This is a genomic window from Paenibacillus sp. 2KB_22, assembly GCF_052115745.1.
Lineage (GTDB): Bacteria > Bacillota > Bacilli > Paenibacillales > Paenibacillaceae > Paenibacillus.
Genome location: NZ_JBFRHG010000002.1, coordinates 1,105,200 through 1,119,344 on the forward strand (window position 1 = coordinate 1,105,200; position 14,145 = coordinate 1,119,344).

15 protein-coding genes and 2 tRNA genes are annotated in these 14,145 nt (G+C 46.2%); 2 read left to right on the forward strand and 15 right to left on the reverse strand.

The genetic code is table 11. The features are described 5' to 3' along the window. Window positions 1-282: 282 nt before the first annotated feature. Window positions 283-447 (forward strand): DUF6199 family natural product biosynthesis protein, encoded by a 165-nt coding sequence (locus tag AB4111_RS15925; protein ID WP_442032777.1) that lies wholly within the window; start codon window positions 283-285, stop codon window positions 445-447. On the opposite strand, the gene AB4111_RS15930 is transcribed toward AB4111_RS15925, so the two are convergent. Continuing rightward, window positions 378-599, reverse strand: a complete 222-nt coding sequence (locus AB4111_RS15930) for a hypothetical protein (protein WP_442032798.1) — start codon at window positions 597-599, stop codon at window positions 378-380. The two genes, AB4111_RS15925 and AB4111_RS15930, sit on opposite strands and share 70 nt — an antisense overlap. Between AB4111_RS15930 and AB4111_RS15935 the strand changes: the two genes are divergently transcribed. Then, window positions 592-1,815 (forward strand): MFS transporter, encoded by a 1,224-nt coding sequence (locus AB4111_RS15935; protein WP_442032318.1) that lies wholly within the window; start codon window positions 592-594, stop codon window positions 1,813-1,815. The two genes, AB4111_RS15930 and AB4111_RS15935, sit on opposite strands and share 8 nt — an antisense overlap. A gap of 45 nt (window positions 1,816-1,860) precedes the next feature. On the opposite strand, the gene AB4111_RS15940 is transcribed toward AB4111_RS15935, so the two are convergent. The 14 genes from AB4111_RS15940 to AB4111_RS16005 form a co-directional block, all read right to left on the reverse strand. Then, window positions 1,861-2,190, reverse strand: a complete 330-nt coding sequence (locus AB4111_RS15940) for a DUF1904 family protein (protein ID WP_253439254.1) — start codon at window positions 2,188-2,190, stop codon at window positions 1,861-1,863. Window positions 2,191-2,349: 159 nt separating this feature from the next. Then, window positions 2,350-2,469, reverse strand: coding sequence for a YjcZ family sporulation protein (locus AB4111_RS15945; protein WP_253439256.1), 120 nt, complete (start codon window positions 2,467-2,469; stop codon window positions 2,350-2,352). Window positions 2,470-2,585: 116 nt separating this feature from the next. After that, entirely contained in the window at window positions 2,586-3,260 is a 675-nt protein-coding gene (locus AB4111_RS15950) for a hypothetical protein (RefSeq protein WP_442032319.1), read from the reverse strand. Between the two features lie 171 nt (window positions 3,261-3,431). Beyond that, window positions 3,432-3,611, reverse strand: coding sequence for a hypothetical protein (locus tag AB4111_RS15955; protein WP_442032320.1), 180 nt, complete (start codon window positions 3,609-3,611; stop codon window positions 3,432-3,434). Window positions 3,612-3,749: 138 nt separating this feature from the next. Further along, window positions 3,750-5,306, reverse strand: coding sequence for a tetratricopeptide repeat protein (locus AB4111_RS15960; RefSeq protein WP_442032321.1), 1,557 nt, complete (start codon window positions 5,304-5,306; stop codon window positions 3,750-3,752). A gap of 239 nt (window positions 5,307-5,545) precedes the next feature. Beyond that, complete coding sequence (locus AB4111_RS15965) at window positions 5,546-5,971, reverse strand: hypothetical protein (protein ID WP_442032322.1); 426 nt, start codon at window positions 5,969-5,971, stop codon at window positions 5,546-5,548. Window positions 5,972-6,155: 184 nt separating this feature from the next. Next, window positions 6,156-6,229 (reverse strand) — tRNA-Ile (locus tag AB4111_RS15970). A gap of 56 nt (window positions 6,230-6,285) precedes the next feature. After that, window positions 6,286-6,359, reverse strand: a tRNA-Met gene (locus AB4111_RS15975). Between the two features lie 71 nt (window positions 6,360-6,430). Then, complete coding sequence (locus AB4111_RS15980) at window positions 6,431-6,622, reverse strand: hypothetical protein (protein WP_047843730.1); 192 nt, start codon at window positions 6,620-6,622, stop codon at window positions 6,431-6,433. Between the two features lie 106 nt (window positions 6,623-6,728). Then, a complete protein-coding gene (locus AB4111_RS15985; protein WP_442032323.1) occupies window positions 6,729-8,180 on the reverse strand; it encodes an ABC transporter substrate-binding protein in 1,452 nt (483 codons plus the stop codon). A 21-nt stretch (window positions 8,181-8,201) separates the two neighbouring features. Next, window positions 8,202-9,065, reverse strand: a complete 864-nt coding sequence (locus AB4111_RS15990) for an ABC transporter ATP-binding protein (protein WP_253439270.1) — start codon at window positions 9,063-9,065, stop codon at window positions 8,202-8,204. Between the two features lie 2 nt (window positions 9,066-9,067). Continuing rightward, window positions 9,068-11,992, reverse strand: a complete 2,925-nt coding sequence (locus AB4111_RS15995) for an ABC transporter permease (RefSeq protein ID WP_442032324.1) — start codon at window positions 11,990-11,992, stop codon at window positions 9,068-9,070. Beyond that, window positions 11,992-13,101 (reverse strand): efflux RND transporter periplasmic adaptor subunit, encoded by a 1,110-nt coding sequence (locus AB4111_RS16000; protein WP_253439273.1) that lies wholly within the window; start codon window positions 13,099-13,101, stop codon window positions 11,992-11,994. The genes AB4111_RS15995 and AB4111_RS16000 overlap by 1 nt, the downstream gene beginning before the upstream one ends. Further along, window positions 13,064-14,011: an ABC transporter ATP-binding protein gene (locus AB4111_RS16005; RefSeq protein ID WP_442032325.1), complete on the reverse strand. Its 948-nt coding sequence runs from the start codon at window positions 14,009-14,011 to the stop codon at window positions 13,064-13,066. Before AB4111_RS16005 ends, AB4111_RS16000 begins: the two co-directional genes overlap by 38 nt. Window positions 14,012-14,145 lie beyond the last annotated feature (134 nt).

Below are 14,145 nucleotides of genomic sequence, written 5' to 3' on the forward strand. Positions count from 1 at the left end.
TTATATGGAGATACAACTAACCAGATGGTATGTGTTGATATAGAAACAATATATTTTAATTGTAACATAGTTATTCAAGTCGTGTGTTTTATGGGTAATAGTTGATAACTAACATTCGACAATAACCTAACTGTCATCAGGAGGAATACACATGAAATTTCTGTTAATTATCATCATTATTATTTTGATTGTAGTCTTTTTTACCAGACGCAAACGTTAAGATGAGATCCGTTATGTAAGTAAGAAAGGAAGATGGGTATGAGAACCCTCTTTTTTATATTCATGGTACTCTGTATCATCAATTTCTGTTTCCCAAAATTCGGCTGGTATCTGCGCTATGGCTGGATTTTCCGCGGTGAGGCCGAACCCAGCAGGCCTTATATGACGATGGTCAGAACGACCAGCCTGCTGATGTTGCTTATCGCCTTCACACTCACTTTGGCATGAACTATAGCCATTAGAAGATGACTGCCCTGTTGGGCAGTTTCTTTTTTTGTGCTGAAATGATGGGAAAATGATAACTTTGTTTGTGGTGCAATGATGACAATGCCCGTAATATAGATATATCGTTTCGGAAAGGACATCATTGGCATGAACATCGCATTTTATCCCTATTGGGCCGCCAAAACGCTGCTCTCGCTTATTAATGTCATATATATCATGGTCATTACTACGTTTATTTACAGTCACACTGGATCGGTACTCTCTGCTGCAATGTTTCCACTTATTCAGATCATTGCACGTATAACAGCAAGTTTCACTTTGCCATTACTTGTGAACCGTTTCCCATTCTCCAGACTATTGATCAGCATTTCCATAGCCAAAACATTCATCATGACCTGTATAGCCATTTCGTTGAATCACTTGATTTCACAGCTGCCGCTTCTATTGATTGGAGTGGTCATATTATCCTTTTTGGATGGATTGGAATCTCCGCTACTGAATGCTTTAACGCCACGATTGGTTCAGGGAGAAGATCTTGTGAAAGCCAATAGCCTCCTCTCTTTCTCCAATCAGACTGTAACCATTGTCGGGTACGCCATGACGGGATTCGCCGTGATGAACTGGGGGGCGTCACAGACCTTCTGGGCAGCTACAAGCCTGTCCTGGGCCGTTCTAATCTTCCTAATTGCCCTTGGCTCGCTCACACGAGGTGTAGAACAATTCCAGAAATCTACTGTATCGCGTAATGTATTGAGGGAAGGCTGGAGTATGCTTTGGAAGAATCCATCATTACGACTGATCACGCTTATGGACATTGCCCAGACACTTGCGGGTTCGATCTGGATTGGAGCTGTTACGTTGGCCTTTGCAAAAGAAGTTCTGGGACGAGGAGAAGGCTGGTGGGGACTCATGAACTCGAGTTACGCTGCTGGAACCATGCTTGGTGGTATTCTGGCTCTTGCACTGGCCAAACGGATTCAGAAGCATCTAATCGCTAGTATGACCATGGCTTCTCTTCTCTTCAGCCTGTTGACCATCCTTTATGGCCTAAACAACCTGCCATGGCTCGCTCTGGTGTTATGCATACTTATGGGTCCAGTTCATCAGATTCGTGATGCGGCTCAGCAGATAGCGCTTCTGAGAAGCGTGCCGGTCGAATCCCTATCCAGGGTACACGCCGCACATGGCGTCCTGATTTCCACGGTTTTGAGTGTATCCATAGTGATCTTCGGTCTAGTCGCCGATCAACTGGGCGTTCAATGGGTATACCTTATTGGTGGAGCCTTGTTTATTGCGTCTGCGATATGCTCATTATTATTGAGCAGGGTTCACAGGCACCAGTCCATTGCTAAACATACGAAAAATATGTAAATCAAAGAGACGAGCAACCTCTGCTCGTCCCTCACAATCTCAATCTCAATCCAATCGATAATCTGTCAGCGGCTTGCCTTGTTTATAATACAAAGTGGGTGACAATATATTGAAGAAAATATGCACATCCGGCATGTACGCTTCTTCCAGAATAGCCTGCAACGACGATGCAATCCGATTATGAATCTCCTGATCACGTTGAAACATCAGAATCTCTATAGAAGCTGGAGAAGGTGTTAGCGCTTGTACATCATGACGCTCTGCCTTCATTCTCTCCCGTGGAATATGAGTAATTAGGGCCATCTTCTCTGTAATTTGGGGTACAACTTCCTCTAGCTGAGGACCTGTGAATCCTTTAAAGCGAATAAACGGCATTGCTATCCCTTCAATCTCTGTTAATAGTCTCTTATGTGATTTTAAGCACATTGTTTTCAGTTGTCAAATGTCATGGATGGCATAGGTTGCTACTTATAAAAGGGAAAAGCCCCGCTGAAGTCTCAGCGGAGCCATTGCCTGCACGTTTCTATACGTGACTTACAGCCAGAAAGATTTTGTGATGATTACGAGCAGGATGAAAAGTACGAGAATTGCACTTGTAGAAGTCCATCCGCCGAATCCACCAACATTGCCACAACCGTATCCAACTTGACTCATTTGATTGGCCTCCTTTGAATTTCAAGGTATGCCATAACATATGCATATTCCCCGCAAGTGACCGGGCGAATCGGCACGTTCATCAGCCCATTCATCTGGAATTTATTCCTGATGATTTAACCGGATGGGACGATGGAGATTTTCAGTTGTTTTTCTTGGGACTCCTGAGGTAAGCGGTCTGTATTTTCTCTGTCCAGAAGGATTGTACGAGTACGTGTATCACTTCGGGATTCCAGAACAACCTCTCCATCAGGTGTTATACAATAGGCGATCGGAATGGAGATCTCGCTGTCACGGTATGAACCATCCGCATGGCTTGTCCCCATGACAATACATTGATGCTGTAAGGCAATCTTACGTGCTTCTTCAACCCACTCACTGTACTGCTCTTCACTGAACATACCCACACCAATGGAATGCATCACAATGTCAACATTTCCTATATTCTCGTTGCAAAATCCTTGCAGGACAAGCTCATCACACAACAATGTGCTTATTACCCATCCCTGTTCCACAACCGTCTCAGCAGGTGTATATTTAGCTTTTTCCAATACAATCTCTCCAGCCTTACTGATGATGATTGATCGGTCCTTCGGACGTTCGTGCAACCTGCGATGACCTGATACAATCATGGTTCCATATTCAGCCGCCAGGCGGCAAGCGTCTTCGACATTCTGGTTCAGATAACCTTCAGGATAGAATATTATATCCGCATCTGGGTGTTGCTTAAGTTCGGCTTCAAGCTGCAGCAGATGCTGTTCCAGCCTGGGTTGTCCAATAATAATCTTCATTCGGTATCCCCCGTTCAATAATAAAAGCCGGTTCATACCTGAATAAGGTACGAAACCGGCTCAAAGGTTGTACGAACAGTGTTCCCGCGCATCGTACTTCGCTTCAAGAGTAATTGGTGCTCATGTTATTGTTCGATGACACAATTACCTTTACAGTTCAGTGCTATGTAGTTAGGCATTTCTACGTTCAATACTATCATATATAGCCTGCCCATCATAGCTTCGATCTGTAGCGATATCTTTCACAAAGAGGGCGTTGCCTGCGGCACTATTCGCATTAACAGACAGCACGCTAAACGCACCTAAAACCCACATTAATGGATATAATGCAGCGGATAAGGCTTTTTTCATATCTTTGTCTCCTTTTTTGTTGATATAGTTGATTGGTTGAATATCCCATTAATACGATTACAACCCAATTAAGTTTCAATTTTATATACAACCATCACCAACTTTTTACATATAGGAGACAAACTAAAATTGTTCCCTTCAGCTCAACTCAAAACTCTGGAGTAACGCTGTTGCCTCTTCATGATCAGGTTCCAGAGCCAAGACTTTATGGGTATATGACAGGGTTTCTTCTTCCAACTCAAGTTCATAACAGCACACAGCCAAATCGTACAAGACGGCTGGATTATGGTTACTCGGATCTGCAACCAACGATATCTCCAGAAACCGTTTAGCATCCTCATACATATACATTTCATATAATAGCTGCCCTGCCAAAAATGCCAGCCCCCCTTGCTGCTCCATCACATAATAGGACGACCACATTGTATGAATCCCTGACTGAATATCGAGCATTTCCTCATCACTTGCATCAGGAAGAAGACTGGAGATGTGCGTCGCACTGTGAATCAAGAACTCGGCATCATACCCGCCCAGACGCCAAAACGGCAAAATATGCTTCAACTCCATGCTCTCTATCCGCTGGTCTACCCATTGCTTCATGCTGAAAAAATCATCCGGTCCAAAACGTTCCACAAATCGATGATAGGCCAGTCTCGTGTTCACATAACGAATCGGTTCATCCACCATCAACATGCATCCAACATTCAGATCTTTATAATGATGTGTTGTGAATCGAGTATGTGCTCCCTGTTGTTCCAGAACATATTGAATCGCATGGTAGTTGGCTGTTAAAGAAAAACTCCCGTGAAGAACGAATTCAGGCGGCTCTGCGAACTTCCAGTTATCCAGACGATGATCCCCTTTATCAGCGGTAATCAACACATAACCTGACTGCGACAGCTTGTTCAACCGTTCAAGACAGGACAAGCCAATTGCTGGGAAAAGGATGTGTGAATCCTCCAGTTCCTCTTTGTACAACGTAATCAGTTCCGAATACGGATAGTTGTCTGCACTGTATTCAGGGGCTTTGCGATACTCATAACTCAGCGTCATGTTCTTCAACATCTCAGCGGGTTCCAGATTAAGACGACGATCCGGAGACTGAAGGAGCAGATCACACTCATATATCTCGCCGGACCCAATATAGATTAATTCCTGCGGGATGCTGTCAAAAAAGTAATTGGCAATCAACAACAACGGTTGTTTCAGATCACCAGGCCGAATAACCGTGCCTGCGACAACCAGATTCAATTCCGTGTCCTTTACAGCGTCAAAACGTGCAAAATCCACTATACCTTGTTGAATAAAGGATTGCATGGATGGATGCTCCTGCCAACCCAGCACATTCTCTGCTACGAGATCGGTCATTACATATCTGAAAGGTGGTAATTGTATTCCAGCAAATTCCTTTAACTCAAGCAGCTTCAGGAGAATTTGGTGTGCCAACCGCCCTACGCCCGCTCCAAGTTCCAGAATGGTCACAGTCTCCGTGATCTGTCCCTGGTTCGCGAGATCCTGAAGAAAACCAAAAATCATCTCTGCGTACGCCGCTGCAATCACCGGATTACTGGTAATATACTGAGGGACCTGATTCTCTGTCCAAGCCTCTAGCCCTTTCTGTTCATAATAAGCTCGCTGCCAATCCCAGACTGGAGCTTCACTGTAACGAAAACGTTGACTTTCATTTTGCGTCATTAAAGGTAAACCTGCTTTCTATCACTAATTTCGTAAGATTCTCAAAAATTCATGTTTTACTTTATTCGTAAATACCGTTCCAATCTCTGTAATGTATTATATCATAGAACCTTGTCTACTCGACGAACGCTCCGTTTGCCCCTTCATCAAGAAAAAACCTGCTTTTAAGGGCAGGCTCATAACATTCTTTCATATTAAGAAGATGGATGAATTGATTCATTTGACAAGGAAGCTCAACATTAGTCGGAGTATAATACTCCGTCAAAGTTCTCAGGGCCTACACGGACTGTGCCCAACAAGTTGGAGCTGACAAATGCAGTGTACGTCAATTGTGGTGTAATTGGTGGATTGAAGTCATCCGCAGAGAATGTAATAACCTGAGGTGCGAGAACACTCAGATTAAATGTGGAAGTGGCGGAATAAATAACTGGGTCTGTTGCTAAAGTCCCCCTAACAATAGTAATCGTAATTCCGACAAGTGCTAATGGAAGCTGGACAGAGACCGTTCCCTTGAATTGTACACGCGGGTTAGCTCCGATACCAGCTGTGGACACCAAACCAATCTGTCCAAATAATTGAGGTGTGTTAATTACAAGGATTGGAATGGCGATAGAGTTAGCCAAACTCGCATTCTGCGAAGTTCTTGCATCAATAAATTGACTCATGAAATCTACCTCCTATGGGTTGAGATAAGGTAGTATATGCGAGATTTGAGATATGGCATGGACATACACTGACATTCGCAAAAAAAGGCATATTAGAAAGATAACCATTTACAAGTTACCTATTTGCTCTAGCACCTATTTGAAGACAGAAAAAAACCCTTGCTAGGCAAGGGTTTCAAGAGTATGGGCCCTACAGGACTCGAACCTGTGACCAATCGGTTATGAGCCGACCGCTCTAACCAACTGAGCTAAGGGCCCTAGACATAATGTATAACGTGCAGATGATGGCTGTAAATCATCCAAGTGAAACTAAATTGCGGGGGCAGGATTTGAACCTGCGGCCTTCGGGTTATGAGCCCGACGAGCTACCGGGCTGCTCCACCCCGCGTCAGTAAGAAATATTAAAACAGCGACTTAATTAATATACACTATTGATACCCTATAAGTCAAGGGGTAATGTCAGGGAATAAATCGTACACCGTAACGACCTTTGCGTGATCGATAAACTTCCACTTCCGCCGGTTCATTATGACCATAAATCCATCCATCCTGCTCCATCCGCTTGGCCAGACATCCTGCCTGAAATTTGGTTGCATACAACTTGCTGAAATATACCCAGTGCATACCGCTCGTCCTTTCCGGAGTCGTCATTTATTCCTGCTTTTTGTAGAATACCCCATTTTCATAAAAATAGCCGCCCAAGATTAAAATCTTCAGCGGCTATCCTTAACTTATGATAGGAATACTTGATCAAATCTCATTCAAACGTGGCTTTAGGGTCTTTTTTCAATTTCTGCAGCATCTCGTTTCCTTTCGCTGCCCACTCACCAAGCGCTTCTTTTGGTGTCTTCTTGTTCTCAAGTACCTGATTGAAATATTCCATGCCTTTTTCATTTACTTGCCATAAGCCTGGGGATTTTTGATACATTTTATCCAGGTTGGTATTGGTTGGCGGAATCGGCTTCAAAGAATAGAATGCTTGAATGTTGTAATCCAAGCCATCTTTTGGCTTGATGAAGCTCTTCCGGGATACCATCTCATAGCTGCTACGCGCCTTGATTTTAGCCCAATCTTCACTGTTCATGTACTTGATCAGTTCCCACGCATCATCCGGGTTCTGAGCCGCACTATTGATCGCCATGAGATTGCTCAGGTAGATGCTGCCTCCAATTTCAGGAGCTTCCGGGTGAACTGGAGGTGTTACCACATCCCAATCCACTTTCGTAAAGTCTTTCATTTTATCCGCATTTTTATTGGCATCAATTAATTGATTAATATAGCTGTAATCACCAATAGCCATGGCTGCCTTGCCGCTCAGGAATAGGTCACCCTGTATTGGATCATAACGTCCACTCGGATTCTGATCCTGCGGTTCGTCTCCTTTAGGGATAACTTTGTCAATGGCAAGTTTGCTGATGGTGCTCCACACTTTCTCCCATTGAGGAGAATCTACTGTCATCTTCTCTGCTTTGTCATCAAACGTCTTCAGCTGCAACGCGCTGTAGTACTGCTGCATGGAGTAGTACGGCGAACCACCCTGATATGTCGTGAAGGTAAAACCAAATACGTGATCTTTACCCTCGCCTTTAGTTAGTCGGGTACCCAGATTGAAAATATCGTCCCAAGTCATATTGTCCGTTGGCGGTTCCACGCCTGCTTTTTCAAACATGCCTTTGTTATAGAACAAAGCCGAAGATGAGAACGTTGGTGTCAATGCATAGATGCTCTGATCCCCCAGATCTTTGATACCCTCCAGCACACTAGGAACAATGTCTGTCGTATCAAACTTGTCTTCTTGCATTAATGGGTCCAACTGTTTCACCAGATTCTCCTGAATTAATGATTTGACTGTAGAGGTATCTGCCACGATGACGTCAACCGGGTTATCGCCAGTCATAATCTTCTTCAGACTTTCCATCGTATCCGGAACTTCCTGCTGTTCTTCGGTGTTGCCATACCCATACATGCTGCTCTGATCAACGGCAGCTACAATTTCAATGGTTACATTGGGATGGGTCAGCTCAAAAGCATCAGTAAATTGTTGACGGAAATAACTGTCGTCTTGCCCTCCCCACATTGTAGCCACACGTAATACACGTTGCTCTGTATCCTTCGCCTCACTTGCCGTACAGCCAGCAATCAGCGGCAATGCTAGTGTTGCAGTAGCCATGACAGCCAGCACACGTTTTCCCCACAACCTGTTCTTCATCTCCCAATTCCCCCTCATTAATTATCTTGGCGGTGTAATGACAATGCGTTCACCGTCAAATTCCAATGTAGCCCGGTTATCAATGGATAAGGCCTCCAGATACTCTTTTGGCACCTGAAGCCGCCCTGCACGGTCAATAATGACGAATGCTTCGTGAATGTCCGGCATACCCGCTTCGGATAAGCTATGCTCATCGTCCAAATTCGGGTTGCGCTTCACAAACTCGGTACTGGTCAGGCCATCCCGGATCGCAACGATCCGGTCTACCTTGCCAGCTAGCGTCAAGTCATGCGTAACGATGACGATCGTAACGCCGAGTTCCTTGTTCATTCTTCGGAAAATGCCCATGATTGTATCACATGTCTCGGAATCGACCGAACCAGTTGGTTCATCTGCAAGCAGAATTTTTGGACGATTGGATAAGGAGATCGCAATCGCTACCCGTTGCTGCTCTCCTCCTGACAATTGATGCAATTTGTTATTCATCCGATCCTTAAGGCCTACCCATTCGAGCAATTGTTTCGCGTATGCACGATCACGCTTGCCTCCCAGAATCATGGGAGTCTCCACATTTTCCAGTGCAGTGAGATAAGGCAGCAAGTTACGACCGTTATTTTGCCAGATAAAACCTACCGTATGACGTTTGTATTCGACCAATTGGGCATCTGTCATCTTCAGCAAATCCCAGTCTCCCACAACAGCCGTACCCGCCGTAGGACGATCAAGTCCACCCAGAATATTCAGCAGCGTGGATTTACCGCTACCGCTGTTACCGATGATGGCCATCATTTCACCTTGATTGACAGTCAGGTTGAGACCCTGAAGGGCAACGACTTCCACATCGCTGGATTTAAAAATTTTGACAAGTCCTTCGCATTGGATCACGTTTACCTCTCCTCTCCCATTTTGACCGCCTGGTGAACACGCAGTCTGCGAATCTGCCAGAGCAACATCGTTGCACCAATGACCAGCATCACCACAGTAACCCCATACAGTTGCAACATATCCTGCTGCTCAAAGACAATCCGGAACGGAGGTACCTGAGCAGATACATTATCCGTCGTTTGCAGGAATGGCAGGAACAAACGACTGGATACCTGACCAATACCAATACCTAATAGGATCGATAGCCCCGCTGTGAATACCTGCTCCAGCAGCAGCATGCCGCTCAGTTGCGCCCGAGATAATCCCATGGCACGTAATACACCGAACTGCACAACACGTCCCGAAAGGTTGAAGAACCAGTACAGCACGTATCCGATCAACGAGATAATCACCGATACCAGGAAACCAAGGCTCAGAATTCCGAAGACGCCACCTCGTGACGGGTGTTTACCCTGTGATACCAATTCGGTGCGTACGTCACGCACAGAAGATAACTCAATACCTTCTGCTGCAAGTTTCTCCATTAATGGAGCCACTTTGGCATCCGGTTCCATTTTCAGCCATACCTCATAAGGAATTAGAGGCACCTGATCGTAGATATAATCCAGATTGGCCACGAAGAATGGCATCTGATCCGGATACTGGGATGGCCAATAAGGAATGATTCCGAAGACTACGAATTCAATCGCCTGTCCCTGTACACCCATCGAGACGAGATCTCCCGTTTTGAGTTTGAACTTGTCAGCAAATTTGGAAGAGATCAGTACAGCCCCTTCATATTTACCAAGCAAGTCCAGGTACTTATAGGGATGTGCAGGGAATAGATCGTTGCGGAACCAAGCCACCTGAGCGAAGTCTACATTATCAATTCCAACCAGCATCCCCTGTCCGCCCGATTTACCTGAGACGATAATATTGCCTTTGGTCTGCAGTACTCTTGCTGCATGTTCGACACCATCTAATCTGCGGAACACTTCGAATGGAGGTTCGGAGTAGATGACTTTGGATGGCTGCGAGGAACCACCGCCACCACCTGGAGCACCTCCACCGCCATTACCTCCGCCAGAAGCACCACCCCCGGCAGAACCTCCTCCTGCATTGCCACCACCTTGTTGACCTCCACCCGTACCGCCATTCTGTCCGGAACCACCGGGTTTAACCTCAGGTGTTCCTTCCCACACCGTCTGCATAATCACATCAGAACCATAACGGTACAAGGTGCGCTCAGTGGAATTCAGATCAATTGTCCGAGCCGCAGCCGAGTTGTACACCCCAAGTCCCAGTGTCAGTACAAGGAGGATCATCAGCGGATAATAGGAAGAAGATGAACGCGATAACTGTGTTAATGTCAGATACAACGGGACCGGGAGCAACTTGCGACCGATCAACTGAATAAGCTTCAATATCCACGGGAACAAGCGCAGGAAGAATAGTCCGAGCGCAAAGATCGCAAGTGCGGGTACAAAGAACAGAAACGGCTGTACCTGCAACTGATCGGTTGTCATTCCCGTCTGGAAGGTCAACATCTGACGTTCATAGAACAGGTAGTATCCATATCCAGCCAGACCCAGTAACACAACATCCAGGAACCAGCGTTGCCATACTGGAGCACGGTCTGTACGTGCTTGCCGCCGTTTGGCAGAGACAATGGTTGCCCGTGCATAGGTTATCGCAGGGATAAGTGATGCGATGATCGCAACAAGGACCGCTGCTACGCCTAAAAGAATGGCTTCTTTGGATACGCCAATCGGAATCGACTTCCGATCAACAAAGGATAGGAATCCACTCGCTGAACCAATACTCTTGGCCATAAAGTAACCGAGCAACGGCCCGATAATTAGCGCAATAGCGCCCAAAAATATACCTTCAAGCAGGTAGAGAGAGAAGATCTGCCGAGCTGAAGCTCCACGGCTGCGCAATACCGCAATATCACTCTCTTGCTTCTGTAATGACTGTCTGGCGTTCATTGCAATAAAATAAAAGACCATCGCAATCATCGGTGCTGCCAAGGTAAACAACATCGTCTGCAATTGCAGACTCTGACTGCGGAACTGCTTGAGCAGATCACCGAAGGTAATGTCCACTTTTGTATCTTTCAGCCGCTGGTACAGATCGATATCCAGCCTTTCCAGCATGGAGGTCAGACCTGATAACTGGCTGGTTTGAATTTCCTTCAGATCAAAGGCATAATACCAACGTGAATTTTGAAGCGGAATCCCTTTTTCTTTCAGTAAAACATCATTAAAAACCGATTCATCCACATAAAGTCCATTCATCATGCCGTCAAATCCTTGTACCCAGTACGGACTGTTTGGATCATCTGCCTTGAAGGACCCTGTAATCTTCACACGCAACGTGATATCAAGACCGCTATACACCGGATATTCCAGAATATCGCCGATATGCAGATCGTTACGGTACATGCCTTCTTCCAACATGACTGCCTCAATAATATCGTCCTTGACCTGGTTGCCAGGTTTCACTCCGGCAGAGTAATTCACCTGTGCATCCAGTCCACTCATCGTGCCCATACTCATACTGCGCACCCGGCTGGCGTCCACTTTGGTTGGATCTTCAGGGCTCACCTCTGTGCTGCGAATGGATCTGGAATTCACATACGTATGGAATGGAAAACCGATTTCGCGAGGGACATCCTCACGAATATAACGATCTACTTCGTCCAGACCCCTTGTGTCTGTCTTCACACCACCAGGTGCCTGATAACTCATTAGCAACGAACCCGCTGGCAATCCTTCACTGTTATCCTGTAACGTCTGCGCGACGACCCGTTTCAGTGCACCATCGGCATACATTGGAATACTGACGGTGAACGCAACCGCCACAATTAATCCGATTAATGTGCTGAAGGTCATCCAGCGCGTGTTCCACATTTTGCGGAACAGCAGCCGAAGCAATGGCAGCCCCATTAGCGTCCCACTACTTTCTCGCCTACGGTCAGACCTTTCAGAATCTCGACATCTGTCGACGTCTGCTGGCCAACTTCAACGTCCACTTCACGCTTGCTGCCATCACTCTCCACGACTTGCACGTACGTTCTTGAACCGATGGAGCGTAAAGCAGATACTGGAATCACAATCGCGTTCTCGGTACGCTGCGTTACAATCGAGACCGATAGTGGTGTGCCACGTTCCACGCCTTTTGGCATTTTTGCAAGTGTAACGATAACATACTTATCCAGCGTTTCCTTGGTTGGAGGCGTCCCGCCTTCCCCCGTTCCTTCGCCACTGCCGCTTCCCGATGCTTCAGCCAGAGGCATGACTTTAATTTTGCCAGCGACTTTACCGGCTCCATTAATATCCACTTCTGCCTTCATACCGGCTGAGAACTTCTCCAGATCTTCCTTGGCAAAGGTAGCTGCCACAACCAGATTCGATGTATCCGCAATCGTAGCAATCGGATCATACGCTTTCACAGCTGCGCCCTTCTCTACCTGCACAGCAATTACAGTGCCTCCAAACGGAGCAGTCAACGTGGCTTTTCCCAGTTGTTCCTCCAGATCAGCAAGCTCCTGACGCAGTTCTTCAAACGCAATTGTTGCCTCTTCGAACTCTACCGGGTCCATCTCATCTTTTTTGCGGAGTGTTTCCTTCATTTGAACTTCGGATTTGCGAATAGCCAGTTTCTTGCCACGGATCTCCTTCTCCACACTTTCCACATCGAGCACGGCCAGAAGTTGACCCTTTTTCACTTTATCCCCTGGTTTAACATTTAACTCTTTGACATGCATGCCATCGAGCGTAAAATACACCTTCTCTTCCCGCTGACTCATCATCTTGCCGCTGCCACTTACTCTTTTCTCCAGCGTTTCTGTCCGGACTTCATATTCCGGTTTCTTGGAGATGGTTGGTGGTGTAATTGGCGGAAGCACTTCTTCCTCTGTTTCTGACGGCAGCAATGAGCAGCCAGACATCGTTGCAACCATTATCGCACCAAGTACAATAAGTGCTGCGCGTTTCCCCCTCTTCGGAGCGGCCTCTTTACTTGATAAATCTGCCGTCCGCCATTTCATAAACATGGTCCGCAACCTCCAAAATTGTAGGATCGTGTGTAGTCATACATATCGTTACTTGTTCTACTTCAATAATATTGCGGAATACGGCCATGACCTGAGCGCCCATTTTGGAATCCAGTTCGGCTGTAGGCTCATCCGCAAGCAACAATCTGGGTCTGTGGGCAATAGCCTTGGCTATAGCTACCCGCTGTTGCTCTCCCCCGGACATCTCGAAAGGTCGGTGCTTCACCCGTTTGGATAGTCCAACCAGGTCCAGACAGTGCCCAACCCTGTCCTTCCACTCCGCTCGCGGAACATCCGCCATTCGCAGCGACAGTTCTACATTTTCCCAAGCAGACAATAAGGGCATGAGTGCATATGCCTGAAAAATAAAACCGATCTCTTTGCGCCGCAAAGCGGTCCGCCGCTGGTCTCCCCAATCCTGAAGAGGCTGGCCGGAGAACAGAATGTCTCCACTTGAAGGCTGATCCAATCCACCGAGCATATTCAGTAGTGTTGTTTTGCCTGAGCCCGATCGCCCCTTCAGCATGACCAATTGTTGCGGATTCACTTCCATATCAATGCCTTTGAGCACATGGATGATACGACTGCCTGTCTGGAAACTGCGATGCACGTTACGCACCTCCAGTACAGGTCCATCATATGGAGGCAATATATCCTTCTTCGGTTTGATCTTCTTCGGGGGTTTATCAACGGTAGTGACAGCAACTGCAGCCACTTCATCTGAAGCGATTTCAGTTTCAAGTACTGGAGATCCACTCGTCGGGTGATCGTGTTCATTGTTGTATGTATTTTCTCCCGAAACCGTCGATGCCTCCAGCTGCGCTTCCCCCTGTTGATTTTCATCGCCTGACTGGCTCTTGGCAGGTCTTTTTCTGAGAAATAAATTCTTCATGCCAGCAATCACGCTCATCCTTTCTTGATATCCCGTTCACTTCTTCAAAAAACCTAAAATTAGAAATCTGTTCCAACCTACACTGAATTATAAACGACCGATCACAACTAAAAGTTACAAGCTTTTTACAACGGTAGAGGGAAAAAGTTAAT

Excerpts from the sequence above, each read along its gene's own strand:
- AB4111_RS16005 (WP_442032325.1), bottom strand. The coding sequence starts at position 14,011 with ATGAGCGTGATTGCTGGCATGAAGAATTTATTTCTCAGAAAAAGACCT.
- AB4111_RS15940 (WP_253439254.1), bottom strand. The coding sequence starts at position 2,190 with ATGCCGTTTATTCGCTTTAAAGGATTCACAGGTCCTCAGCTAGAGGAA.
- AB4111_RS15985 (WP_442032323.1), bottom strand. The coding sequence starts at position 8,180 with ATGAAGAACAGGTTGTGGGGAAAACGTGTGCTGGCTGTCATGGCTACT.
- AB4111_RS15955 (WP_442032320.1), bottom strand. The coding sequence starts at position 3,611 with ATGAAAAAAGCCTTATCCGCTGCATTATATCCATTAATGTGGGTTTTA.
- AB4111_RS16000 (WP_253439273.1), bottom strand. The coding sequence starts at position 13,101 with ATGTTTATGAAATGGCGGACGGCAGATTTATCAAGTAAAGAGGCCGCT.
- AB4111_RS15930 (WP_442032798.1), bottom strand. The coding sequence starts at position 599 with ATGTTCATGCCAATGATGTCCTTTCCGAAACGATATATCTATATTACG.
- AB4111_RS15925 (WP_442032777.1), top strand. The coding sequence starts at position 283 with ATGGTACTCTGTATCATCAATTTCTGTTTCCCAAAATTCGGCTGGTAT.
- AB4111_RS15935 (WP_442032318.1), top strand. The coding sequence starts at position 592 with ATGAACATCGCATTTTATCCCTATTGGGCCGCCAAAACGCTGCTCTCG.
- AB4111_RS15980 (WP_047843730.1), bottom strand. The coding sequence starts at position 6,622 with ATGACGACTCCGGAAAGGACGAGCGGTATGCACTGGGTATATTTCAGC.
- AB4111_RS15995 (WP_442032324.1), bottom strand. The coding sequence starts at position 11,992 with ATGGGGCTGCCATTGCTTCGGCTGCTGTTCCGCAAAATGTGGAACACG.
- AB4111_RS15965 (WP_442032322.1), bottom strand. The coding sequence starts at position 5,971 with ATGAGTCAATTTATTGATGCAAGAACTTCGCAGAATGCGAGTTTGGCT.
- AB4111_RS15945 (WP_253439256.1), bottom strand. The coding sequence starts at position 2,469 with ATGAGTCAAGTTGGATACGGTTGTGGCAATGTTGGTGGATTCGGCGGA.
- AB4111_RS15950 (WP_442032319.1), bottom strand. The coding sequence starts at position 3,260 with ATGAAGATTATTATTGGACAACCCAGGCTGGAACAGCATCTGCTGCAG.
- AB4111_RS15960 (WP_442032321.1), bottom strand. The coding sequence starts at position 5,306 with ATGACGCAAAATGAAAGTCAACGTTTTCGTTACAGTGAAGCTCCAGTC.